Raw genomic sequence first — 22436 nt, forward strand, 5'->3', positions numbered from 1 at the left:
ACGGGGTGCGCCTGCACATGCTGCGTCACCAGCAGATCCTGGCGCCGAAATTCGAGCTGGCGCTGGACATCCTGGACAAGCGGCTGAGCGACTCCAAGATCGCGTCCTGGACCGAACCTCAGGGCGGTTACTTCATCAGCCTCGACGTGTTGCCCGGAACGGCGCGCCGGACCGTGGCCCTGGCCAAGGACGCCGGCATCGCCGTGACCGAGGCGGGAGCGTCCTTCCCGTACCGAAAAGACCCGGAGGACAAGAACATCCGGATCGCGCCCACCTTCCCGTCGCTGCCCGACCTGCGCGACGCGGTCGACGGGCTGGCCACCTGCGCGCTGCTGGCGGCGTCGGAGTCGCTGCTCGTCTCCGCCGCATCCAGCGTGAGCTGACGGCTTTCTGTGTGCGCTGAGGGCGGAGAATCTGGCGAAATCCCACCCTGGACGCACGCCCAAAGCCTTGCCCGCACACTCGAAGCCGCTGATGCACCCTCAAAAGCCGCCGCGCTTTAGTCACCACGTTTTCGGTCCGACTTTTCCCCGCAAGCGGGAGGTGCCCCACAGCGGGCCCTGCCAGCCGAGCTCTGGTCGGCCGGCGCCGGTAGCCTGCTGAGCGTGGCCCTCTACCGCAAGTACCGACCGGCAACCTTCGCCGAGGTGGTGGGGCAGGAGCACGTCACCGAGCCGCTGTCGATCGCCCTGGAAGCCGGTCGGATCAACCACGCCTACCTGTTCTCCGGTCCGCGCGGCTGCGGCAAGACGTCGTCGGCGCGCATCCTGGCCCGGTCGCTGAACTGCGCCCAGGGGCCGACGGCCACCCCGTGCGGCGTCTGCGAGTCCTGCACGGCGCTGGCTCCGAACGCCCCCGGCAGCATCGACGTGGTGGAGCTGGACGCAGCCAGCCACGGCGGCGTGGACGACACGAGGGAGCTGCGGGACCGCGCGTTCTACGCGCCGGCGCAGTCGCGCTACCGGGTGTTCATCATCGACGAGGCGCACATGGTGACCACCGCGGGGTTCAACGCGCTGCTCAAGATCGTGGAGGAGCCGCCCGAGCACCTCATCTTCATCTTCGCCACCACCGAGCCGGAGAAGGTGCTGCCGACGATCCGCTCGCGCACCCACCACTACCCGTTCCGGCTGCTGCCGCCGAAGACCATGCGGTCGCTGATCGGGCGGATCTGCGAGCAGGAGGGCGTCGCGGTCGACGACGCGGTGTTCCCCCTGGTGATCCGCGCCGGCGGCGGCTCCCCACGCGACACGCTGTCGGTGCTCGATCAGCTGTTGGCGGGTGCCGAGGGCGCCCACGTGACGTACCCGCGGGCGCTCGGGCTGCTCGGCGCCACCGACGTCGCGCTGATCGACGATGCCGTGGACGCCCTCGCGGCGGGCGACGCCGCCGCGTTGTTCGGTGCGGTGGAGTCGGTGATCGATTCCGGCCACGACCCGCGGCGCTTCGCCACCGACCTGCTGGAGCGGTTCCGCGACCTCCTTCTCATGCAGGCGGTTCCCGACGCGGTCAGCCGCGGGGTGGTGGACGCGCCGGAGGACGTGCTCGACCGCATGCGTGACCAGGCGACCCGCCTGGGGCCGGCCACCCTGACCCGCTACGCCGAGGTCGTGCAGGCGGGCCTCGGCGAGATGCGCGGCGCGACGGCCCCCCGGCTGCTGCTCGAAGTCGTCTGCGCGCGGCTGCTGCTGCCCTCGGCCAGCGACACCGAGTCGGCCCTGCTGCAGCGCGTCGAGCGGATCGAGACCCGCCTCGACATGTCCATCCCCGCCTCGGAGGCGGCCGCCGCGCACCCGCCGCACCCGGCGGTGGCGACGCCGGCGCGGCCGCGCAGGGAGCCGACCCCGCCCAAGGAGCACGTCCCGCCCAGGTCCGCTCCGCCCGTTCCCAGGCCGGAGGCGGTCCCCGAACCGGTCCCGGCGCCCCCGGCGCCCGAACCGGCCGCCGCGCCGATCGCCGAACCGGCCGCCGCCGCGGGCGAACTCAACGCGGCCGCCGTGCGAACCATGTGGCCCACGGTGCGCGACAAGGTGCGCCAGCGCAGCCGCACCACCGAGGTCATGCTGGCGGGTGCCACCGTCCGCGCCCTCGAGGAGAACACGCTGGTGTTGACGCATTCGTCGGCGCCGCTGGCCAAGCGGCTGTGCGAACAGCGCAACGCCGACGTCATCGCCGAAGCGCTCAAGGACGCGCTGGGCGTCAACTGGCGGGTGCGCTGCGAGGTTGGCGCCGCCGCCCCGGTCGAGTCGGCGCCCCCGCCCACGCGGGTCGAGGAGCCGGCGCCCGACGTGGCGCGGCGCGACGACGAAGAGGAACACATGCTCGCCGAGGCCGGACGCACGGAGGCGTCGGGGCCGCGGCGCGATCCGGAGGAGGTCGCGCTGGAGCTGTTACAGAACGAGCTGGGCGCGCGCCGGATCGACGGGGGCTAGTGGGCTAGGGCGTCCACCACGGCCGCAGCGGCAGCTGGTCGTCGCCCCGGCAATCGACGTTGGCCGCCAGCACGTGGTGCAGTTGCAGGTTGTTCTGCTCGAACGCCACCCGCGAGGCCGCCATGTAGAGACCCCAGACCTTGGCGGTGGCCAGCCCGACCTCCTCGACCGCTTCGTCCCAGTGCTCGACCAGGTTGCGGCACCAGTCCCGCAGCGTCATCGCGTAGTGATGTCGGAAGTTCTCCTCGTGCAGCACCTCGAACCCGACGTCCTGCACCTCGGTGATGATGCGCCCGGAACCGGTGAGCTCCCCGTCGGGGAAGACATACCGGTCGGTGAAGCCACCCGCGAACGAGGTCGACTTGTTGTCGTGGCGGGTGATGCAGTGGTTGAGCAACAGGCCGCCGGTGCGCAGCCTGGACTTCAGGAACCCGAAGTAGGCCGGGTAGTTCTTGACGCCGATGTGTTCTGTCAACCCGATCGAGGACACGGCGTCGAAGCCGCGCTCGCCGATGTCGCGGTAGTCCGAATGGCGGACCTCGGCAAGGTCGGTGAGCCCTTCGTCTTCGATCGCGCGCTGCGCCCACTTCGCCTGCTCACCCGAGAGGGTGGCACCGATCACCCGGACCCCGCGTCGCGCGGCGAAGCGCACCATGCCGCCCCAGCCACAGCCGACGTCGAGCAGCCGGTCGCCCGGTTGCAGCCGCAGCTTTTCGAAGACCAGCCGGTACTTGTTCTCCTGGGCCTCTTCCAGCGTCGCGTCGGCGTCGGGATAGACCGCGCACGTATAGGTCATCGACGGGCCGAGCACCCATTCGTAGAAGGTGTTGGACACGTCGTAGTGGTGATGGATGGCCTCGGCGTCGCGGGTCTTGGTGTGCATGAGCCCGTCGGCGATCCGGCGCCACCGCGGCGGGGTCTCCTGCGGCGGCGGGGGGATCGGCACCAGCCGCTCCAGACCCATCGAACGCACCACGTTGGCGAGCACCCGCGCGGGCGGCCGCTTGAACTGGACGCGGTCGGTCAACGTCTTGAGCAGTTGGTATGGGTCTCCGGGGTGGACGCCGTACAGGTCCAGGTCGCCCGCCACGTACGCGCGGGCGAGGCCGAGTTCGCCGGGAGCGGTCGCCAGGTAGGTGGCGCCCCGCGGGGTCCGAAGGTCAAGGCCCAGTTCGGCATCCTTGTTGCCCGCGATGCTGCCGTCGTAGGCGGTGAACTTCAACGGATGCCGCCCGGTCGCGGCGAAGACCGCCAGGATCTCCGCCATGCTCATTTTTCCGGTGGTGGCGCGGTGGGGTTCTTGGGTGGTCGTCATCGCCGCTGTACCGCCTTTGCATAGAGGTCGAGGAGACGGGAATCGGGATCATAGGTCTTCTTGACGGTGTTGTAGGCCTCGCCGCCGTACAACTCGTCGAACTCCTCGCGGGTGTAGTAGGAGTCGGAATACAGCGACTTGTGCCCGTCGAGTCCGCTCACCTTCGCTTCGATCGTCCGATTGGTTTCACCTTCCGTGGCGCCCGCCGGCACCGAGGACCAAAACCCGACGTTGACGTACGTGTGGTCCGGCCGCATCGGATACAGCGGCCAGCCCTCGTCGTCGCGCAACCGCAGCGGGCACAGCCAGATCGGGGTGATGGGCACGTTGTCTAGGAACCACTCCAGGAACTCGCAGGTCCGTTCGACCGGCACCTCGACGTCTTGCACCACCCGCTCCCGCGGCGGCCGGCCGTTGCGCTTCTCGATCCGGTCCGCGACACCGAAGCGCTGGTCCATGGCGACGAGCTTCGAGTAGACGCTGCTGCGCCGGTAGCGCCGCGGCCACCACCGCCGTATCCGGGGGTTCTGCACGCCGAACGCGCGTGAGCACCAGAACCAGTCGGTGTCCCAGCGCCAGAAGTAGTCGTGCGTCGTCAGCCGGTCGTCCTTGGTGGCTTCCACACCAGGGGAATCGTGCCGGATCGACTGGTAGTAGATGTCCTTCCCGGTGTAGTCGCTGACCGGGCCCGGGGTGGTGGTTCGCCGGCCGATGCACAGGTAACTCTCGTCGGCGCCGAACACCACCCCGTCGAGATAGTCCACCGGGGTGCCGCCCTGCCCGCCGGTGTCGATGATGCGTTCCATCGCCGCGATCAGCGCCGGCAGCGAGCGGAACCGGATGTGCCGCAACGCCACGAACGGTGCGACGGGCTCCAGCTCGATGCGCAGCCGGGTCGAATAACCAAGCGTCCCATAGGAATTGGGGAAGGCGCGGAACAGGTCGGGATGCTGGGTGCGCGACGCGGTGAGTAATTCGCCGGCGCCGGTGAGGACGTCCATCTCCAGCACCGATTCGTGCGGCAGGCCGTTGCGGAACGACGCCGACTCGATCCCCAGGCCGCTGACCGCACCGCCGAGGGTGATGGTCTTCAGTTGCGGGACGACCAGCGGCGACAGGCCGTACGGCAACGTCGCCGCGACCAGATCTTCGTAGGTGCACATCCCGGCCACGTCGGCGGTGCGGGATTCGGGATCGACGCTCAGCACGCCGGTCAGCCCCGACGTGTCGAGGCCAGGGGAGTCGCGTTTAGCGCGGGCGCGGAACAGGTTTGAGGTCGGCTTGGCGAGCCGGACGGCGGACGTTGCGGGGATGGATCGATAACTCGCCATCAACCGGTCAACGCCCGACTTGTGCGCCGAGAGTGCAGATCCTGAGGCAGGCACCACATATACCCTAGTCTTCGACCACAGCCCGTGCACCCGCGCGCGGGCGGCATAGCTTCAGGAGTTTGTCTTGGGACAGGTGAGTGCTGCCAGCACGATTTTGGTCAATACCGAGCCGGCCGCCACCCTGGCGGCCGTCGCGGACTATCAGACGGTGCGCCCGAAGATTCTGTCCCCTCAGTACAGCGACTACCAGGTGTTGCAGGGTGGCCAGGGCGCGGGCACGGTGGCCAAATGGAAGCTGCAGGCGACCAAATCCCGAGTCCGCGACGTGCAGGTCGACGTCGACGTCGCCGGCCACTCCGTCATCGAGAAGGACGCCAACTCGTCGATGATCATCAACTGGACGGTGGCCCCCGCCGGACCCGGGTCCAGCGTCACCGTGAAGACCACCTGGACCGGTGCGGGCGGCATCAAGGGGTTCTTCGAGAAGACCTTTGCGCCGTTGGGGCTGAAGAGGATTCAGGGCGAGGTGCTGGCCAACCTGAAGAACGAATTGGAAGCTCGGCCTAACTAGCGCGCCTGGCCCTGCGAGGCCAGGAAGCCGGCGACGCCGCGGACCATCGCGTCGGCGTACTTCTGCCTGCCCTCGGCCGACTCCATCAGCGCCGAATCCGCGGGGTTCTTCATGTTGCCGCACTCGACCAGGATGGACGGGTACTGCGCCAGGTTCAGGCCGGTCAGGTCCGAGCGCCCGTACAGCCCACCCTGGCCGATGTAATTGGCCGGCGGGATGCCGGAGGCCTGCATCTGGTCGCGCATGATCCGCGCGTACTGCACGGACGGCCCGGCCTGCACCTGGTTGAGCGGCGGGGCCGAGTAGTTGACGTGGAATCCGCGGCCCGACGCCGGCCCCCCGTCGGCGTGGATGCTCAGGACCGCGTTGGGGTGCAGCGCGTTGGCCATGTTGGCGCGCTCGTCGACGCACGGCCCCAACCCGGTGTCGTTCCCGCGCGCCATCGCGGTCCGGACGCCCAGGGCGTTCAACTCCTGGCGGACCCGCAGCGCGGTGTCCCAGGTGAAGGTGTGCTCCGGATAGCCGCTGTTGGTCGACGTCCCGCTCGCCTGGCAGTCCTTGGTGCCGCCGCGGCCGGTGGGCACCTGACGGCTGATGGACGCGTCGTTGGCGCCGTTGTGGCCGGGATCGATGAAGACCACCATCCCGGCGATGTTGGAGGGGACACCCCACGCGGCCGGGGTGATCGCTGTCGAAGCGGCGACCAGCACACCGATGACCAACCTGACGCCGACACGCCTGCTCACTCGTAGGTCCACGGCGCAAAGGTAGCCTCGCGCGGTCTACGCTGGGTGTTTCGAATCGCCGGACACCCGCAGGCGAAACCAACTCGAGACCAAGATGCGAGGGGACTGTCATGCAACCCGGAGGCGACATGTCGGCGCTGCTGGCCCAGGCGCAGCAGATGCAGCAGAAGTTGATGGAAGCCCAGCAACAGCTCGCCAACGCCGAGATCCACGGGCAGGCCGGCGGGGGCCTGGTCAACGTGACGGTCAAAGGCAGCGGCGAGGTGGTCGCGGTGCGGATCGATCCCCAGGTCGTCGACCCCGGGGACGTCGAGACGCTGCAGGACCTGATCGTCGGCGCCATGGCCGACGCCTCCACGCAGGTCACCCGCATGGCACAGGAACGGCTGGGCGCGCTGGCCGGCGGCTTGGGCGGCCCGCCCCCGGGCCAGCCTCCAGCCCCGGCGCCGGAGCTCTAGACACTCCGCCGACATGTTTGAAGGACCCGTCCAGGATTTGATCGACGAGCTCGGCAAGCTGCCGGGCATCGGGCCCAAGAGCGCGCAACGCATCGCGTTCCACCTGTTGTCCGTCGAACCCCCGGACATCGACCGGCTGACCGCGGCGCTCGGTAAGGTCCGCGACGGCGTGCGGTTCTGCGCGGTGTGCGGCAACGTCTCCGACAACGAGCGCTGCCGGATCTGCTCGGATCCCCGGCGCGACGGCTCCCTGGTGTGCGTCGTCGAGGAGCCGAAGGATGTCCAGGCCGTCGAGCGCACCCGCGAGTTCCGCGGCCGCTACCACGTGCTGGGCGGTGCGCTGGATCCGCTCTCCGGGGTGGGGCCCGAGCAGCTGCGGATCCGCGAGTTGCTGAGCCGGATCGGGGAGCGGGTCGACGACGTGGACATCGCCGAGGTGATCATCGCCACCGACCCCAACACCGAGGGCGAGGCGACCGCCACCTACCTGGTGCGGATGCTGCGCGATATCCCCGGGCTGACCGTGACGCGGATCGCCTCCGGCCTGCCGATGGGCGGCGACCTGGAGTTCGCCGACGAACTGACGCTGGGCCGCGCCCTCGCCGGCCGCCGGGCGATGGTCTGACGCACAGCCCGTCAGGAAGCTCTCGGTAGGGATAGGCGACCGTCAAATTTGATAGCGCATGCGCTATCAAATCCGGCGTTGACCACATGCCTGGAGCGCGGTCGCACACGGACCGTCACGCGGTCACGACAGCGAAGTTGTCGCTGGTGGCCCACGCCTGCTCGAAGGTCGTCAGCGCTACCTGCTCGTCCCGGCCGGCCTTGATGCCGCTGTCGTTGAGGTGCACCACCCGAGCCGTGGTGTCGATGCCGGTGACGACGACGAAGTGGTTCTCCCGGGTGCGGTTGCCGGGTTCGTCCCAGATGATCTTGTCGTTGAGTCCGACGATCACCCGCTGGCCCCGGTCCAGGTCCTGCGCCAGGGCATCGGTGTCGGTGTGCACCCCGGTGGCCGGTATGCCGTAGTGCGCCAGCAGCACCGCCAGGTCGCTGTTGCTGGTCCTGCCGCCGGAGCGGTAGATCGGCCCGGAATGGCTCACGCTGGGGATGTTGCCGGCGGCGGCGGTGATCTCGTCCTCGGTGGGTTGGTGGTCGCTGAGCTGGCCGATCACGTCGGCCACCGCCATCTCCCCGCAGTCCAAATCCTGTTGCTGGTAGCGCCAGTAGGGCGCGGCGGCGGCCGGGTCGCCGTGCATCCCGTCGCGGGCGGCGTGGGCGGGGCCGGCGAGCGCGACGGCCACCGCGGCGGCCGCGCCGAGCGCCATGGCGATCTTGGTGCTGGTGTCTGCCATGGGCCAAGGCTGGGCGACGGCCCTCAAAGGATCCTTGGGGTCGGGGGACCGTCGTGGAGCCTCGGGAACGGGTGGCCGGCCGTCAGCGGGCGGCCAGTCGCTCCCGGCGCAGCAGGTCGACCTCCGGGAGCTCCAGCGGCGCCAGCTCACCGACCACCTTGCCGAGCAGCAGGTCGGCCAGCTCGGGATTGCGGGCCAGGCACGGCCCGTGCATGTAGGTGGCGACGACGCTGCCCTGCACCGCGCCGTCGTAGCCGTCGCCCGCCCGGTTGCCGGCGCCCTTGGTCACCGCGCCTAGCGGCGACGCGGCGGGGCCGAGCACGGTGCCGCCCCGGTGGTTCTCGAAACCGGTGAGCCGGTGGGTCAGGCCGGGCAGTAGCGGCTTGGTGATCAGTTCGCCGATGGTGCGGGCCTCCTGCGGCGACGTGGTCGCGTCGAGCAGGCCGACGCCGTCGACCCGTTCGCCCGCCGACGTCTCATACCACTGGCCCAGCACCTGGACCGCGGCGCAGATCGCCAGCACGGGCGCGCCGCGCTCGGCCGCGCGCTGCAGGCCCGGGTAGCGAATCAGGTGCCTGGTGGCCAGCCGCTGCGCGTAGTCCTCGGCGCCGCCCAGGGTGTAGAGGTCCAGCGAGTCCGGCACCGGGTCGGCCAGCGTGATCTCGACGATGTCGGCGGCGATGCCCCGCAACCGCAGCCGCTGGCGCAGCACCAGCGCGTTGCCGCCGTCACCGTAGGTGCCCATCACGTCGGGCAGCACCAGGCCGATGCGCACCTTGGAAAAGGACGATGTGTCAGCCATGACGCCCCAACGCTCGTTGCAGCTGCAGGAACGCGGTGTAGTTGGCGACGACCTCGACCCGCCCGGGCGGGCAGGACGCGATGGCGGCCAGGGTGTCGTGCACCAGGGTGTGGTCGACGCCCGCATACCCCAGGCGCACCGCGAGGTCGGTGCCGCGTTCTCCGGCGGCGACGACCGCGGTCTTCTCGAAGTGCTCGAACCGCACGTCCCACAGCCAGGACAGGTCCTCCCCGTCGGGCACCTGGCCGTTGACCGAGATGACCACCCCGGCCGCGTGCTTGTCCACCATCGACAGCGCCTCCTGCCATCCGGCGGGGTTCTTGGCCAGCAGGATGCGCGCTTCGTGATCGCCGATGCGGACGGTCCGGTAGCGCCCGGCGACCTCGTCGACCCGGCTGACGGCCGCGACGGCCCGGGCCGGGTCGGCGCCCAGCGCGACGGCCGCGGCGACGGCCTGGGCGGCGTTGCCGCGGTTCACCGCGCCGGGCAGCGCCAACCGCATCGGCAGGGCCAGCCCGTCGGGCCCGTACAGCGTCTCGTCGTCGAACCACCACTGCGGGCTGGGCCGCTTGAAGTCCGCGCCGGTGGAATACCAGTGGCCCTTCTCGCGGACGATCACCTCGCCGCTGCGCGGGCAGCTGACCGAGTCGTTGGCCCACGAGCCGCCCGCGGCCACCCACACCACGTTCGGGCTGTCGTAGGCCGCCGACGTCATGAGCACGTCGTCACAGTTGGCGACGACGACCGCCTTCGGGTGCCGCGCCAGCCCCGCCCGCAGCGTGCGCTCGATGACGTTGATCTCGCCGACGCGGTCCAGCTGGTCGCGCGACAGGTTCAGCAGCACGACGACCGCGGGGCCGACGGCATCCGACACGTGCGGCACGTGCATCTCGTCGACCTCGAGGGCCGCCAGCGCCGCCTCGCGATTGGCGGCCAGCGCCGCGACCAGGCCGGCGTCCATGTTGGCGCCCTCGGCGTTGGTGGCCACCGGGCCCATTGTGCCGAGCGCGGCCGCGGTCATCCGGGTGGTGGTGGACTTGCCGTTGGTGCCGGTGACGACGACGGTGCGCCGTCCGGCAGCGAGCTGGCGCAGCACCGATCGGTCCAGGGTCATGGCGACCAGTCCGCCGATCATTGCCCCGGCTCCGCGTCCGGTCACCCGCGACGCCCAGCGCGCGCTCGCTCCCGCGGCGAGGGCCAGGCGTGCGCGGGTGGTGATCACCCGCGCAGTTTAAGGGCGATCGCAAGCGCGGCGCAGAGCGCCGGGCGCTGCGGGTCACCCTCATCGAATAAGGGCGATCGCAAGCGCGGCGCAGAGCGCCGGGCGCTGCGGGTCGCCCTCATCGAATTCATCGACCGACACGGCCGCGAAGCGACCCGGCGATGTCGGTCGGACGTGCCATTCTCAAGTCATGAACGGCATGTCCTGGGGTCGGCCGGCCGCCGAGCCGGTCGGGGGGTGGGCCGTCATCGACGTCGAGACGTCGGGCTTCCGGCCGGGTCAGGCGCGGGTGATCAGCCTGGCGGTGCTGGGCCTCGATTCCGACGGCCGCGTCGAGCAGTCGGTCGTCAGCCTGCTCAACCCCGGCGTGGACCCGGGCCCGACCCACGTGCACGGTCTGACCGCCGCCATGCTGGAAGACCAACCGCAGTTCGCCGACGTCGTCGACGACGTGGTCAAGGTGCTGGACGGCCGCACGCTGGTGGCCCACAACGTCGCGTTCGACTACGCGTTCCTGGCCGCGGAGGCCGAGCTCGCTGAGGCCGAACTCCCCGTCGACTCGGTGATGTGCACGGTCGAGCTGGCCCGGCGGCTGGACCTGGGCACCGACAACCTGCGGCTGGAGACCCTCGCCGCGCACTGGGGTGTCACCCAGGAACGGCCGCACGACGCCTTCGACGACGCACTGGTGCTCACCGGGGTGCTGGCGTCGGCGCTCGAGCGGGCGCGTGAGCGCGACATCTGGCTGCCGGTGCATCCGGTGACCCGGCGCCGGTGGCCGAACGGCCGCGTCACCCATGACGAGCTGCGCCCGCTGAAGGTGTTGGCCTCGCGGATGCCCTGCCCGTATCTCAACCCCGGCCACTACGTATGTGGCAGGCCGCTGGTGCAGGGCATGCGGGTGGCCCTGGCGGCCGAGGTCGGGCGGACCCACGAGGAGCTCGTCGAGCGGATCCTGCACGCCGGGCTGGCCTACAGCGACGCCGTCGACGGGGAGACGTCGCTGGTGATCTGCAACGACCCGGCCCCCGACCAGGGCAAGGGCTACCTGGCCTGCCAGCTGGGCATCCCGGTGATCTCCGACACCCAGTTCATGGACTCCATCCGCGCGGTCGTCGGCGGCACCAGCATGGAGGAATTCACCGACACCACCGCGGTGGATCAGCAGCTCGCGCTGTTCTGACCGATAGCGTCTTCCCGCCGGACGTCGCCCGGCGGGAAGACATTGCGGACCGTTAATCGGCGGGGATCAGGATCGTCTTGCCGGGCAGCCGGCCGGCGTCGGCGGCGTCGTGCACCGCGGCCGCCTCGCTCAGCGGGCGGCGATCGGCGACGTCGATGCGCAGCTGCCCGGAGTCGACGCGGCCCACCAGGCCGGCCAGCTGCTCGGCATCGCTGCGGACGAACACCCGTTGCGTGCGCACCCCGCGCGCGGCGTCCTGAGTTCCCGGCGTCATCGTGCCCACGTGGAAACCGCCGTCGGCGACCACGCCGACGAGGGCTTCGGTTTCCTCGGGTGAGGTGCTCAGCAGGTTGAACACGACGTCGAAAGGCTGTCCCGCAACGGCGAGCGGCGTCGTCGCGTAGTCGATGTGGTCGATGAGCCGGTCGGCGCCGTAGTCGCGCAGGCGGTCCGCGCTGCGCGCCGAGGCGGTCGCGGTGACGATGGCGCCGGCCTGCTTGGCCAGCTGAACGGCGTACCCGCCGACCGCCCCGCCCGCGCCGTTGATCAGGATCGTCTGGCCCGCCGCCAACCCGGCGATCTCGAACAGGGCCTGCCACGCGGTCAATCCCGCCTCCGGCAGCGCGGCCGCGTCGGCCAGCGCCACCGACCGCGGTGCGGCGGCCAGCGCCCCGACCGGCGCGAGCACGTATTCGGCGGCGGCGCCGTCGGCATCCAGCGGGAGCAACGCCACCACGGCGTCGCCGACGCTCCAGCCCGTCACGCCGTCGCCGAGTTCGGCGACCGTGCCCGCGACGTCGATGCCGGGTGTGTGGGGAAAAGTGATCGCGTACACCTCGGCCAGGTAGCCCCCGCGGATGCCCGCGTCGACCGGGTTGAACGAGGTCGCGGCCACCTTCACCAGGACCTGTCCCGGGCCCGGCGTCGGGCGCTCGACGTCCGTGTACACAAGCACCTCGCTGCCGCCGTACCGGTGGTAGTGCACTGACTTCACGATGTCCTCCATCCGTTTTTGCTTCGATATCGAAGCAATTCCGAAACGCGGTGTGACCGTCGTCGCATTGCTTCGATTTCGAAGCAGTAGGATCGGGGCATGGCCGAAGCGCTCAAGCCCGAGCAGATGCGCACGTACTTCGCGCTCACCGAGGCGGTCAGCCTGCTGCAGTACGCCGTGCAACAGCAGCTACAGGCCGAGGGCGATCTCAGCTACGTGCAGTTCGAGATCCTGGCCCAACTCGCCGACGCCGACGGTCAGCTGACCATGACCGACCTGGCCGACGGCGTGGTCTACAGCCGCAGCGGCCTCACCCATCAGGCCGGGCTGTTGGAGAGGGCCGGGCTCATCACCCGCGCGGCCAGCCCCCACGACCAGCGGGCCACCGTCGTCAGCATCACCGAGGAGGGCCGGGCCCGGCTCGCTGCGGTCCTGCCCGGGCACATCGAGGTCGTGCGCGGCCTGTTCGACCCGCTGTCCGACCGGGACGTGCGCACGCTGGGCGACATCATGAGCCGCGCCCGCGACCACATGCGGGCCCGGCCGCCCCGCTCCGCCGCGCCGCGGAAGCGCCAGGCGTCGGGCGCGGAGGTCTAACGCGACGCGCGGTTGACCGCGGACACGACCGCCCGCAACGACGCGGTGGTGATCGACGGCGCGATGCCGACGCCCCACACCGTCTTGCCGTCGACTGAGGCCTCGACGTAAGCCGCCGCCTGCGCGTCGTCGCCGGCGCTCATCGCGTGCTCGGAGTAGTCCAGGACCGCGACGTCGAACCCCACGTCACCCAGCGCGTGGACGAACGCCGCCAGCGGGCCGTTGCCGGTGCCGCTGATCTCCGACTCGACCCCGTTGACCTTCACCGTCGCCGCGATCGTGGTGCTGCCGCTGTCCTCCTCCGACGCCTCGACCCGCTGTTTCATCCGCTCCAGCGGCCACACCGGGGCCAGGTACTCCTCGTAGAACGCGTCCCACATCTCCTTGGGCGACACCTCGCCGCCCTCGCCCTCGGTGATCTTCTGGACCACCTGGGAGAACTCGATCTGCAGCCGCCGCGGCAGGGCCAGGCCGTGGTCGGACTTCATGATGTAGGCCACCCCGCCCTTGCCGGACTGCGAATTGACCCGGATCACGGCCTCGTAGGTGCGCCCGACGTCCTTGGGGTCGATCGGCAGATACGGGACCTGCCAGAGCATGTCCTCGACGTCGGAGTCCGCGGCGTCCGCGTCGATCTTCATCTGATCCAGGCCCTTGTTGATGGCGTCCTGGTGGCTGCCGGAGAACGCGGTGTAGACCAGGTCCCCGCCGTAGGGGTGACGCTCGTGCACCGGCAGCTGGTTGCAGTACTCCACGGTGCGGCGGATCTCGTCGATGTTGGAGAAGTCGATCTGCGGGTCCACGCCGCGGGAGAACAGGTTGAGCCCCAGCGTCACCAGGCACACGTTGCCGGTGCGCTCGCCGTTGCCGAACAGGCAACCCTCGATGCGATCGGCGCCGGCGGCGTAGCCCAATTCGGCTGCGGCGACGGCCGTTCCGCGGTCGTTGTGCGGATGCAGGCTCAGGATGACCGATTCCCGGTTGGCCAGGTTGCGGCTCATCCACTCGATCGAGTCGGCGTAGACGTTGGGGGTGGCCATCTCCACCGTGGCGGGCAGGTTGAAGATGATCGGGTTGTCCGGGGTCGGCGCGATGATCTCGCCGACGGCGTCACACACCTGCCTGGCGTATTCCAGCTCGGTTCCGGTGTAGGACTCCGGCGAATATTCGAAACGCCATTGTGTGCCAGGGTATTTGGCGGCTTCCTCGACGCACTTGCGCGCGCCCTCGGTGGCGATCGCCTGCACCGCGGCCCGGTCCGCGCGAAACACCACGCGGCGCTGCAGGATTGACGTCGAATTGTAGAAGTGCACGATCGCTCGCGGCGCGCCCTCGCACGCTGCGAAGGTGCGCTCGATGAGTTCGGGGCGGCACTGCGTCAGCACCTGGATGGTGACGTCGTCGGGGATGGCGCCGTCGGTGATGATCTCGCGGACGAAATCGAAGTCGGTCTGGCTGGCCGACGGGAAGCCGACCTCGATCTCCTTGTAGCCCATCCGCACCAGCAGGTCGAACATGCGCCGCTTGCGGGTCGGGCTCATCGGGTCGATCAGCGCCTGGTTGCCGTCGCGCAGGTCCACCGCGCACCACAGTGGCGCGCGGTCGATGACGCGGTCTGGCCAGGTGCGGTCGCGCAGCCGGATGGGTTCGACCTCTTCGGCGAAGGACCGGTACCGGTTGACCGGCATCGCCGAGCCCCGCTGGGGATTCCAGGCGGGCTGGCCCGGCCGGGGCGGTCCCGCGGGTTGGGTGATGGTTCGCGCCGAGGTGTAGGCGTCGGGGTTGGAAGTCACGGTAGTTGCTCCGGGGGTGTCAGAAGGAACCTCAGACCGGCGCATCGCGAACACCCGCGACGGGAAGCCGGTCTGGATCAGACCCCGTCGCGGCGTCCGAGGAGGAGCACCCGCTGCACGCCGAAAACTCTACCGCGCTCGGCACCCCGAGCGAAAATTGCGCGACAACTCGGCGAAAACCGCAGGTCGGGGCGGCCGGTATCGCGGCGTAAACCGCTATGTGCAGCCACGTATTCTGTTCTGGACCCAGAACGTGCCCAAGGGCGGGAAGAATGCGGGAACAATAACGTGGCGCTCGTCGTGCAAAAGTACGGCGGATCCTCGGTGGCCGACGCCGACCGGATCCGCCGCGTCGCCGAGCGCATCGTCGCGACCAAGAAGCAGGGCAACGACGTCGTCGTGGTGGTCTCCGCGATGGGCGACACCACCGACGACCTGATGGACCTCGCCCAGCAGGTGTGCCCGGCCCCGCCGCCGCGGGAACTCGACATGCTGCTGACCGCCGGGGAGCGCATCTCCAACGCGTTGGTGGCCATGGCGATCGAATCGCTGGGCGCGCAGGCGCGGTCGTTCACCGGTTCACAGGCCGGCGTCATCACCACCGGCACCCACGGCAACGCCAAGATCATCGAGGTCACGCCGGGCCGGTTGCAGGAGGCGCTCGACGAGGGGCGCATCGTGCTGGTCGCCGGATTCCAGGGCGTCAGCCAGGACACCCGCGACGTCACCACGCTGGGCCGCGGCGGCTCGGACACCACCGCCGTGGCCCTGGCCGCCGCGCTGCACGCCGACGTCTGCGAGATCTACACCGACGTGGACGGCATCTTCACCGCGGACCCGCGGATCGTGCACAACGCGCGCCGGCTGGACAGGGTGACCTTCGAGGAAATGCTCGAAATGGCGGCGTGCGGCGCCAAGGTGCTGATGCTGCGCTGCGTGGAATACGCCCGCCGCTACAACATTCCGGTGCACGTCCGCTCGTCGTACTCGGACAAGCCGGGCACCGTCGTCGTCGGATCGATCAAGGACATAGCCATGGAAGACCCCATCCTGACCGGAGTCGCGCACGACCGCAGCGAGGCGAAGGTGACCGTCGTCGGCATCCCCGACATCCCCGGCTACGCGGCCCGGGTGTTCAGGGCCGTCGCGGACGCCGACGTGAACATCGACATGGTGCTGCAGAACGTCTCGAAGGTCGAGGACGGCAAGACCGACATCACCTTCACCTGCTCGCGGGACAGCGGACCCACCGCGGTGGCCAAGCTGGACGCGCTCAAGGACGAGATCGGCTTCACCCAGCTGCTCTACGACGACCACATCGGCAAGGTGTCGCTGATCGGCGCGGGGATGCGGAGCCACCCGGGTGTCACCGCGACGTTCTGTGAGGCCCTGGCCGCCGTCGGCGTGAACATCGAACTGATCTCCACCTCCGAGATCCGCATCTCGGTGCTGTGCCGCGACACCGAACTAGACAAGGCCGTCGTGGCGTTGCATGAGGCGTTCGGGCTCGGCGGGGACGAGAAGGCGACGGTGTATGCGGGGACCGGTAGGTAGATATGGGCGCTAATCGGGTGTCAATAGGCGTTGTAGGCGCCACCGGCCAGGTGGGCCAGGTGATGCGCAAATTGCTCGACGAGCGGGACTTCCCCGCCACGTCGGTGCGGTTCTTCGCGTCCGCGCGCTCGCAGGGGCGCAAGCTGGAGTTCCGCGGTCAGGAGATCGAGGTCGAGGACGCGGCGACGGCGGACCCGACCGGGCTGGATATCGCGTTGTTCTCCGCGGGCAAGACGATGTCGCTGGTGCAGGCGCCGCGGTTCGCCGCGGCCGGGGTGACGGTGATCGACAATTCGTCGGCCTGGCGCAAGGACCCGGACGTGCCGCTGGTGGTGTCCGAGGTCAATTTCGAGCGGGACGCGCACTGCAGGCCCAAGGGCATCATCGCGAACCCCAACTGCACCACGATGGCCGCCATGCCGGTGCTCAAGGTGCTGCACGACGAGGCCGGGCTGGTGCGCCTGGTGGTGTCGAGCTATCAGGCGGTGTCGGGCAGCGGCCTGGCCGGGGTCGCGGAGCTGGCGACGCAGGCGCGCGCGGTCATCGACGACGCCGAGCGGTTGGTGCACGACGGCTCCGCGGTCGAGTTCCCCGCTCCCACAACGTATGTCGCGCCGATCGCGTTCAACGTGGTGCCGCTGGCCGGCTCGCTGGTGGACGACGGATCCGGCGAGACCGACGAGGACCAGAAGCTGCGGCACGAGAGCCGCAAGATCCTCGGCATCCCCGAGCTGGCGGTCAGCGGGACCTGCGTGCGGGTGCCGGTGTTCACCGGCCACTCGCTGTCGATCAACGCCGAATTCGCCCGGCCGCTGCCGCCCGAGCGCGCGCGGGAACTGCTCGACGGCGCGCCCGGCGTGAAGGTGGTCGACGTGCCGACCCCGCTGGCGGCCGCCGGCGTCGACGAGTCGCTGGTCGGCCGCATCCGGCACGACCCGGGCGTGCCCGACGGGCGTGGCCTGGCCCTGTTCGTGTCGGGGGACAATCTGCGCAAGGGGGCGGCGCTGAACACCATCCAGATCGCCGAGCTGCTGGCCGCCCAGCTGTGATCCGCGGGTGAGGACCGCGCATACCCGGCTGGTCGCGCGGTGCTCGCTTGCACTGACTCTGTTTGCGCCGCAATGGTTTTCGGTTGCCCGCGCCGACCCGCCGGCACCAGCCCCCGAGCCCATCGTGGGTCCGCTGGCGCCCGGTCAGGTGTTGCGGATCGGCCCCACGGCGGGCACCGGCACGCCCACCGGCGACTACGGCATCGGGGCGACCGACCTCTGTGAGTTCGTCGAGTTCCCCACCGAGCTGTTGCAGGTCTGCGGCGACAGCTTCGCCGGCCAGGGCGTCGGGTTCGGCGGCTGGTACGCGCCGGTGGCGCTGCACGTGGACACCGCGTCCGTCGACGACCCGGCCGGCGTGCGCTACACCGGCGTCACCGGGATCGGCAATCCGCTGCTCGCCGACCCCACGCCGCCGGGCGCCTCGCAGCTGCCCGCCGGGGTGGTCCAGATCAACCGGCGCAACTACGTCATGGTGACGACGACGAAAAACCTTGAGCCGCAAAGCTCACGGCTGGTGACGGCCGAGCCCGCGCGGGCGGGGTGGCAGACCATCGCCGGATCGCGACGGGCCGCCTCGTATCAGGGCGGCTCGCAGACGCAGATCAGCGGCTACTACGACCCGATCCCGACGCCGGACTCGCCCACCGGGTGGGTGTACGTCGTCGCGGACAGCTTCACCCGCAGGGACCCCGTCGTGCTGTACCGGGCCACCCCGCAGACGTTCACCGACCGGTCCCGCTGGCAGGGCTGGGCGGCCGGCCCGCACGGTGGCTGGGGCAAGCCGCCCACCCCGCTGTGGCCGGACGCCGTCGGCGAGCTGTGCATCCGGCAGATCGACGGCAAGGCCGTGCTGTCGTACTTCAACGCCGTCACCGGCAACATGGAGGTCCGCGTCGCCGACGACCCGACCGGGCTCGGTGACGCGCCGGTGACCACGGTGGTGCAGCACGACGAGTGGCCGGATCCGGCGGAGAGCCTGCCGCCGCCCTACGACAACCGGCTCGCGCAACCGTACGGCGGGTACATCTCGCCCGGCTCTACCCTCGACGAATTGCGAATCTTCGTGAGCCAGTGGGACACTCGGGCCCGGGTCGCGGCGCCGTACCGGGTGATCCAGTTCGCGGTGAACCCGTTCAAACCCTGACGCTGCCGGCTCGACGAACCGGCGCGCGGGCGTCGCGACCTTGTCAGAGCACCACTTCTGAAGGCGCCGCGCCCGCTTGGCCGCCGGCGGCCGGCGGCCCGGTGGGGGCGCTTCCCGACGCCTGATCGCCCGCGGCCGCGCCGTCGACGAGTGTCGCCGGGTCCTGCGTCTCCTCATCGTCCTTCTTGTCGTCATCCTTCTTTTCCTCGTCCACTTGCGGGTCGATCGCGGTGGTGTCCGAGGCGAGTGAAGCCGGCATCGAGCCGCCGCCCTGCGCGAAGCCCTGGACGCCCTGCATCATGCCCTGCACCCCCTGCATCCCTTGTGACAGACCCTGCACACCGTCCGACAGGTTTCCCGCGAGCTGACCGATCTGCGCCGGGGTCGGGATGGGCGCCGGCGTCGTCCCGCCCGGTGTGGGCGTCGGCTCCGGCTTGGGACTCGCGTCGGGATTTTCCGCGTTGGGATCGTCCGGGTTGGGCTTTGGCGTTGTGTCGGGCGGCTTGATGACCATCGCCTTGGGCGGCGCATCCGGAGTAAGCACCTTCAGCGGCAAATTGGCATACTGCACGTAGTATTTCAACGCCGATTCCGACTGAGCCTGCAGCCTTTCATACCACTGAATGGCGACGGAAACGTAGTATTGGTTGTTGGATTCCACGTAGCGCCTATACCAATAGTCGCATTGCGACACTTCGTACGAGCTGGGATGCGCACCGTCCACTGCGCGCTTGTTGTACCCGGTGGTCGCGGTGGCTTTCTTGTGCACGTCGACAACCCTGTTGGCCTGCTGCGCCAGGTCACCGCACAATTTCGCCATCGAATAGATCCACTCTTTTTGCCGCTGGAAATTCTGTTCGACCTGCGCAGTCGCTTCGCCCTCCCAGGTGTTGAAGAGCCGGAACCGATTGGTTTCCTCCCGAAACGCCCGTTGAAACGCTTCCCATTCCTGTGCGAACGCCCTGAACGAGGTTCCCTGATCACCGGCCTCGATGTCGGCCGCCGCCTGCCTGACTTCGTAATAGGGGTACTCGAATGGCGCCGCCGCTGCCGCTGGCCCCGGCGGCGTCCAGGGCTCCTCCTCCGCGGCCAGCTTCGCCGGCGCAATGCCCGCGGCGGGAGCGCCGTCGGTCAGGATCTTGTTGATGTCCTCCGCGGCCCCGGTGTCGACCTCCTCATACGCCTTTGCCGCGTTCCTCAGCGATTTCGCCAAAGCCTTCCATTCCCGTTCGCACCCTTTGAGGTACGTCCGAAAGGTGTCGGCGGTGAGTGCGAGTCGTGCAGCAGTATCGTGGATGAACGAAAGGTTGCACGGCCCTGAAGGATTGGTGGACGGGACGGTCGGCAGCGGTTGCTCGAGTTCTTCAGCGCGCGCGATGAGTTCCTGATATTCGACGTTCAGCGTCTGCGTCATATCGGCTCAATCTCCTTGTGCTGAAGCGACTCTCGCGGGTTGCGTCATGTCCAGGGGGGCGACTGTTCGTGGGCGTTTCCGCGGCTGGTGGAAGCGGCACAGCAATCTGGCGGATCGGCAATCGGTGACGCCGCGAAGTATCGATGCTCGCGGGTGCGCACGACCCTCCGGCAACCAGCGGCCAAACACGGTGCAGCCACTGACCATCCCTCTCGTCGTGCCGGTCATGCGAGCGGTGCAGTGGCGCGCCGGCCGCTACCAAGTGCCATCCTAAGTCACCGACCGGGGGGTGGTGCGCGCCAATTTCAACATGCTGCCGGAGCCGCCGGCGGCGATGCGCCCGCGCGTCTCAGTGCCACGAAGTGCTACCCGTTCAACGCGGGTTCGCGGTCAACCCGTTCCAGCCGTGATCAGTGGCCCGAGTTCTGGGCCAGGTCGATGGCGTACTGACTGACGAAGGTGCCCGCCGGCGGGTCACCGTTGTCGCATGTTCCGTCGGATTCACCGGGACGCTTGATCCACAGGTAGGCGTCGGCGTGCGCGCCCGCGGTCGCCGTGGTGGGCGGGGTGCCCAGTGCTCGGCCGCTGGGGTTGCACCAGTTGAGCCTGGAGTCGGGCGCCGGTCCGGCGCCGTTGCGCGACGTGTCGATCACGTAGTGCGAACCGTTCGTCAGCCCGGAAATCGCTTCGCCGTAACCGATTTCATCCGCAGTGGTGTAGAAGTTCGCGGTGTTGACGCTGAAACCCCGCGCGTGGCCGACGTCGACCTGGTTGAGCCTGGCCGCCATGTCTTCGGGGCTGTGCCAGCGCAGGTGACCGGCGTCGACGTAGACGGCCGTGGCCGGGTTGCGCGTCAGGGTGTCGACGGCGTAGCGGATCAGGTCGTAGCGTTCCTGGCGCTGGTCGGCGGACAGGCAGTCGGCCATGGCGAGCGCGTCGGGTTCCAGGATGATCGCCGTTCGGGTGCCGCCGACGTCGTTGGCGATGCCGCTGATCCACCCGCGGTAGTCGTCGGCGGTCGCGAGCCCACCCGCGGCGAAGCTGCCGCAGTCGCGGTGCGGGATCCCGTAGATCGCCAGCACCGGGATCGCGCCGGCGGCCTGCGCGTCGCCGGTGTACTTCGCGATCGTGGCCGCGGAGGAGCCGGGGACGATCCAGTACGCCTGCGGCGTGTTGGCGATCGCGGTCAACTCCGGGCTCGGCGGGTCGGTGTGCTGCGCGGCGCGCATCGCCGCCGAGTTGGGGTTGACGTAGAACGGCATGCCGGCCAACGGGTTCGCATCGTCGGCCAGGCGCACCGCCGGCGCGGGGCCGGCGTGCGGCGGGCCGGCGAGAAGGCCGATGGCGGCAACCGTGAGCAGGGGGCCGATCCAGCGCGCGACCGCGCCGGCAGCTGAGAACATCACGTCAGGGAAATTAGTGGGTCCGCGGCGCGGAACGCCAATCGTGGGGTCACACTGCTGCCATGGAATTCGTCAGCGCCGACCCGGTCCTGGCCGTGCACGACCTCGAGCAGGCCGCCCGGTGGTTCCGCAAGGTGCTCGGGTGCACGATCACCGAGCCGGACCCCGGCAATTGGATCTTCTGCACCGCGGGACCCGTGACCTTCCGGCTCGGCCGATGCCCAGACGCCCTACCCGCGTCCGAGCTTGGCGACCACAGTTACCTGGCGTACCTGACCGTCGTCGGTGTGGACGACTACCACCGGCGCGCCCTGGCGGAGCGCGCCGAGGTCATCAAACCCCCGCGGATCGAGCCGTGGGGCAGGCGGGAGATGGCGCTGAGGTCCCCCGAAGGGCACCGCTTCATGTTGTCCGAGCCGGCCCGGGCCGGCGCGGGCGGCTGACGCGCATCCGGGTGTGAGATCGGCGCGTTTGACCAGCTGAAGACCGGGTTTGACCTCACAGCTGCTACATAAGGAGCGCATAGCCGCAACTAGTGTTAACGGCTTCATCATTTGTCTCATGAGTGAAACACCTGAAACCCCCACTGTGCGGTCCGCCACCGCAACTGCACCGGTCGCCGCGGAAGCCGCGGCGGCATACCGCGCCCCGCGGGTCTTCCAGTTCGCCGCATGGGTCGCCATCGTCGCCGGGATCGTGTTCATCGTCGCGGTCGTCTTTTTCACCGGCTTCATCCTCGGCCACCGCGGCGGCCACCACGGTCACCACCACCACAAGCACCACGCGGCGTTCATGCACCCGCACCGCATGGGCGGTCCGGGCGGCCCGGGCGCCGGCGGACCGGCCGGCGTCCAGCAGGGCGGACCCGCGTCGGCGACCCCCGGCGCCCCCGGCCCCAGCCAGATCCCGTCGTCGGTCGCCCCGGCCAGGTAGTCCAATCCGTTCACCGAACCACCAGCAGCCCGGTGCTCAGCAGAGCACCGGGCTGCCCTTCGTCGGGTCGGCGCCGGGGATTCACAGCAAGTTTGTGGTGCCGAACCTGTTATGCCCGCCGCGCCCCTGGGCATCAT

21 protein-coding genes and 1 pseudogene are annotated in these 22436 nt (G+C 69.7%); 12 read left to right on the forward strand and 10 right to left on the reverse strand.

Features of this window, described 5'->3' with window-relative positions:
* Together A9X04_RS16130 and A9X04_RS16135 are read left to right on the forward strand one after the other, a co-directional pair.
* Nucleotides 1-383, forward strand: a pseudogene (locus A9X04_RS16130) (aminotransferase); the annotation flags it as partial.
* 222 nt (nt 384-605) lie between these two features.
* The gene (locus tag A9X04_RS16135) at nt 606-2432 is read left to right on the forward strand and encodes a DNA polymerase III subunits gamma/tau (protein ID WP_067922259.1); all 1827 of its coding nucleotides are present in this window, start codon (nt 606-608) and stop codon (nt 2430-2432) included.
* Nucleotides 2433-2436: 4 nt separating this feature from the next.
* On the opposite strand, the gene A9X04_RS16140 is transcribed toward A9X04_RS16135, so the two are convergent.
* Both A9X04_RS16140 and A9X04_RS16145 read right to left on the reverse strand, forming a co-directional pair.
* Nucleotides 2437-3747 (reverse strand): class I SAM-dependent methyltransferase, encoded by a 1311-nt coding sequence (locus A9X04_RS16140; RefSeq protein WP_197509186.1) that lies wholly within the window; start codon nt 3745-3747, stop codon nt 2437-2439.
* Complete coding sequence (locus A9X04_RS16145) at nt 3744-5078, reverse strand: FAD-binding oxidoreductase (RefSeq protein WP_231985748.1); 1335 nt, start codon at nt 5076-5078, stop codon at nt 3744-3746. Before A9X04_RS16145 ends, A9X04_RS16140 begins: the two co-directional genes overlap by 4 nt.
* 124 nt (nt 5079-5202) lie before the next feature.
* On the opposite strand from A9X04_RS16145, the gene A9X04_RS16150 reads away from it, so the two are divergent.
* Nucleotides 5203-5649 (forward strand): SRPBCC family protein, encoded by a 447-nt coding sequence (locus tag A9X04_RS16150; RefSeq protein ID WP_067922265.1) that lies wholly within the window; start codon nt 5203-5205, stop codon nt 5647-5649.
* Here the strand turns inward: A9X04_RS16150 and A9X04_RS16155 are convergent.
* Entirely contained in the window at nt 5646-6407 is a 762-nt protein-coding gene (locus A9X04_RS16155; RefSeq protein ID WP_067922268.1) for an Rv3717 family N-acetylmuramoyl-L-alanine amidase, read from the reverse strand. The genes A9X04_RS16150 and A9X04_RS16155 overlap by 4 nt on opposite strands.
* A gap of 98 nt (nt 6408-6505) precedes the next feature.
* On the opposite strand from A9X04_RS16155, the gene A9X04_RS16160 reads away from it, so the two are divergent.
* Entirely contained in the window at nt 6506-6853 is a 348-nt protein-coding gene (locus A9X04_RS16160) for a YbaB/EbfC family nucleoid-associated protein (protein WP_067922271.1), read from the forward strand.
* Between the two features lie 13 nt (nt 6854-6866).
* Complete coding sequence (recR, locus tag A9X04_RS16165) at nt 6867-7478, forward strand: recombination mediator RecR (protein ID WP_067922274.1); 612 nt, start codon at nt 6867-6869, stop codon at nt 7476-7478.
* Between the two features lie 115 nt (nt 7479-7593).
* Here recR and A9X04_RS16170 read toward each other — a convergent pair whose 3' ends face one another.
* The 3 genes from A9X04_RS16170 to A9X04_RS16180 form a co-directional block, all read right to left on the reverse strand.
* Nucleotides 7594-8208, reverse strand: coding sequence for a C39 family peptidase (locus A9X04_RS16170; protein WP_067922276.1), 615 nt, complete (start codon nt 8206-8208; stop codon nt 7594-7596).
* Between the two features lie 82 nt (nt 8209-8290).
* Nucleotides 8291-9010, reverse strand: a complete 720-nt coding sequence (locus A9X04_RS16175) for a type 1 glutamine amidotransferase (RefSeq protein WP_067922279.1) — start codon at nt 9008-9010, stop codon at nt 8291-8293.
* The gene (locus A9X04_RS16180) at nt 9003-10232 is read right to left on the reverse strand and encodes a Mur ligase family protein (RefSeq protein ID WP_067922282.1); all 1230 of its coding nucleotides are present in this window, start codon (nt 10230-10232) and stop codon (nt 9003-9005) included. The genes A9X04_RS16175 and A9X04_RS16180 overlap by 8 nt, the downstream gene beginning before the upstream one ends.
* Before the next feature lie 190 nt (nt 10233-10422).
* On the opposite strand from A9X04_RS16180, the gene A9X04_RS16185 reads away from it, so the two are divergent.
* The gene (locus A9X04_RS16185; RefSeq protein WP_082975033.1) at nt 10423-11415 is read left to right on the forward strand and encodes a DEDDh family exonuclease; all 993 of its coding nucleotides are present in this window, start codon (nt 10423-10425) and stop codon (nt 11413-11415) included.
* Nucleotides 11416-11467: 52 nt separating this feature from the next.
* Here the strand turns inward: A9X04_RS16185 and A9X04_RS16190 are convergent, their stop codons facing one another.
* Nucleotides 11468-12409, reverse strand: coding sequence for an NADP-dependent oxidoreductase (locus tag A9X04_RS16190; protein ID WP_067922332.1), 942 nt, complete (start codon nt 12407-12409; stop codon nt 11468-11470).
* 99 nt (nt 12410-12508) lie between these two features.
* Here A9X04_RS16190 and A9X04_RS16195 point away from each other — a divergent pair, with 99 nt between their 5' ends.
* Nucleotides 12509-13006: a MarR family winged helix-turn-helix transcriptional regulator gene (locus A9X04_RS16195; RefSeq protein ID WP_067922285.1), complete on the forward strand. Its 498-nt coding sequence runs from the start codon at nt 12509-12511 to the stop codon at nt 13004-13006.
* Here A9X04_RS16195 and leuA read toward each other — a convergent pair.
* Nucleotides 13003-14844, reverse strand: coding sequence for a 2-isopropylmalate synthase (gene leuA / locus A9X04_RS16200; protein WP_197509187.1), 1842 nt, complete (start codon nt 14842-14844; stop codon nt 13003-13005). The genes A9X04_RS16195 and leuA overlap by 4 nt on opposite strands.
* Nucleotides 14845-15087: 243 nt before the next feature.
* On the opposite strand from leuA, the gene A9X04_RS16205 reads away from it, so the two are divergent.
* From A9X04_RS16205 to A9X04_RS16215, 3 genes are read left to right on the forward strand one after another with little or no spacing between them, the layout of a single operon-like run.
* The gene (locus tag A9X04_RS16205) at nt 15088-16353 is read left to right on the forward strand and encodes an aspartate kinase (RefSeq protein ID WP_067922291.1); all 1266 of its coding nucleotides are present in this window, start codon (nt 15088-15090) and stop codon (nt 16351-16353) included.
* 2 nt (nt 16354-16355) lie between these two features.
* Nucleotides 16356-17402 (forward strand): aspartate-semialdehyde dehydrogenase, encoded by a 1047-nt coding sequence (locus A9X04_RS16210; RefSeq protein ID WP_067922293.1) that lies wholly within the window; start codon nt 16356-16358, stop codon nt 17400-17402.
* Between the two features lie 7 nt (nt 17403-17409).
* Nucleotides 17410-18549, forward strand: a complete 1140-nt coding sequence (locus tag A9X04_RS16215; protein WP_067922296.1) for a DUF4185 domain-containing protein — start codon at nt 17410-17412, stop codon at nt 18547-18549.
* 43 nt (nt 18550-18592) lie between these two features.
* Here the strand turns inward: A9X04_RS16215 and A9X04_RS16220 are convergent, their stop codons facing one another.
* Together A9X04_RS16220 and A9X04_RS16225 are read right to left on the reverse strand one after the other, a co-directional pair.
* Nucleotides 18593-19963, reverse strand: coding sequence for a hypothetical protein (locus A9X04_RS16220; protein WP_067922299.1), 1371 nt, complete (start codon nt 19961-19963; stop codon nt 18593-18595).
* Between the two features lie 410 nt (nt 19964-20373).
* On the reverse strand, nt 20374-21369 hold the full coding sequence (locus A9X04_RS16225) for a glycoside hydrolase family 6 protein (protein ID WP_067922302.1): 996 nt from the start codon (nt 21367-21369) through the stop codon (nt 20374-20376).
* A gap of 59 nt (nt 21370-21428) precedes the next feature.
* Between A9X04_RS16225 and A9X04_RS16230 the strand changes: the two genes are divergently transcribed.
* Together A9X04_RS16230 and A9X04_RS16235 are read left to right on the forward strand one after the other, a co-directional pair.
* On the forward strand, nt 21429-21809 hold the full coding sequence (locus tag A9X04_RS16230) for a VOC family protein (RefSeq protein WP_067922306.1): 381 nt from the start codon (nt 21429-21431) through the stop codon (nt 21807-21809).
* A 118-nt stretch (nt 21810-21927) separates the two neighbouring features.
* Nucleotides 21928-22299 (forward strand): hypothetical protein, encoded by a 372-nt coding sequence (locus tag A9X04_RS16235; protein WP_231980368.1) that lies wholly within the window; start codon nt 21928-21930, stop codon nt 22297-22299.
* The last annotated feature ends 137 nt before the right edge of the window (nt 22300-22436 follow it).

Source organism: Mycobacterium sp. E3247 (assembly GCF_001667785.1).
Taxonomy (GTDB): Bacteria; Actinomycetota; Actinomycetes; order Mycobacteriales; family Mycobacteriaceae; genus Mycobacterium.